Origin of the sequence: Virgibacillus halodenitrificans JCM 12304 (genome assembly GCF_001310895.1) — a bacterium.
GTDB lineage: Bacteria > Bacillota > Bacilli > Bacillales > Amphibacillaceae > Virgibacillus_Q > Virgibacillus_Q halodenitrificans.
Genome location: NZ_BAZS01000071.1, coordinates 1 through 1,503 on the forward strand (window position 1 = coordinate 1; position 1,503 = coordinate 1,503).

Sequence of the window (1,503 nt, forward strand, 5' to 3'; positions counted from 1 at the left end):
CCTCGTTCTAAATCCTTAGAAAGGAGGTGATCCAGCCGCACCTTCCGATACGGCTACCTTGTTACGACTTCACCCCAATCATTGGTCCCACCTTCGGCGGCTGGCTCCAAAAGGTTACCTCACCGACTTCGGGTGTTACCAACTCTCGTGGTGTGACGGGCGGTGTGTACAAGGCCCGGGAACGTATTCACCGCGGCATGCTGATCCGCGATTACTAGCGATTCCGGCTTCATGCAGGCGAGTTGCAGCCTGCAATCCGAACTGAGAATGGTTTTATGGGATTTGCTTGACCTCGCGGTTTTGCTTCCCTTTGTTCCATCCATTGTAGCACGTGTGTAGCCCAGGTCATAAGGGGCATGATGATTTGACGTCATCCCCACCTTCCTCCGGTTTGTCACCGGCAGTCACCTTAGAGTGCCCAACTAAATGCTGGCAACTAAGATCAAGGGTTGCGCTCGTTGCGGGACTTAACCCAACATCTCACGACACGAGCTGACGACAACCATGCACCACCTGTCACTCTGTCCCCGAAGAACTCGGTATCTCTACCGATTGCAGAGGATGTCAAGACCTGGTAAGGTTCTTCGCGTTGCGTCGAATTAAACCACATGCTCCACCGCTTGTGCGGGCCCCCGTCAATTCTTTTGAGTTTCAGCCTTGCGGCCGTACTCCCCAGGCGGAGTGCTTAATGCGTTAACTTCAGCACTAAGGGGCGGAAACCCCCTAACACCTAGCACTCATCGTTTACGGCGTGGACTACCAGGGTATCTAATCCTGTTCGCTCCCCACGCTTTCGCGCCTCAGCGTCAGTTACAGACCAGAGAGTCGCCTTCGCCACTGGTGTTCCTCCACATCTCTACGCATTTCACCGCTACACGTGGAATTCCACTCTCCTCTTCTGTACTCAAGTCCTCCAGTTTCCAATGACCCTCCACGGTTGAGCCGTGGGCTTTCACATCAGACTTAAAGGACCGCCTGCGCGCGCTTTACGCCCAATAATTCCGGACAACGCTTGCCCCCTACGTATTACCGCGGCTGCTGGCACGTAGTTAGCCGGGGCTTTCTGGTTAGGTACCGTCAAGGTGCCGCCCTATTCGAACGGCACTTGTTCTTCCCTAACAACAGAGCTTTACGATCCGAAAACCTTCATCACTCACGCGGCGTTGCTCCGTCAGACTTTCGTCCATTGCGGAAGATTCCCTACTGCTGCCTCCCGTAGGAGTCTGGGCCGTGTCTCAGTCCCAGTGTGGCCGATCACCCTCTCAGGTCGGCTACGCATCGTTGCCTTGGTGAGCCGTTACCTCACCAACTAGCTAATGCGCCGCGGGCCCATCTGTAAGTGGTAGCTAAAAGCCACCTTTCAACTTCTCATCAGGTGATGAAAAGTATTATCCGGTATTAGCCCCGGTTTCCCGGGGTTATCCCAGTCTTACAGGCAGGTTGCCCACGTGTTACTCACCCGTCCGCCGCTCGTTCCACAAGCGTCACCTCCGAAGAGGATCA

At 54.9% G+C, this 1,503-nt stretch carries 1 rRNA gene; it reads right to left on the reverse strand.

Annotated features, from left to right (window positions below):
• Positions 1 to 19: 19 nt before the first annotated feature.
• Positions 20 to 1,503, reverse strand: a 16S ribosomal RNA gene (locus JCM12304_RS18795); the annotation flags it as partial.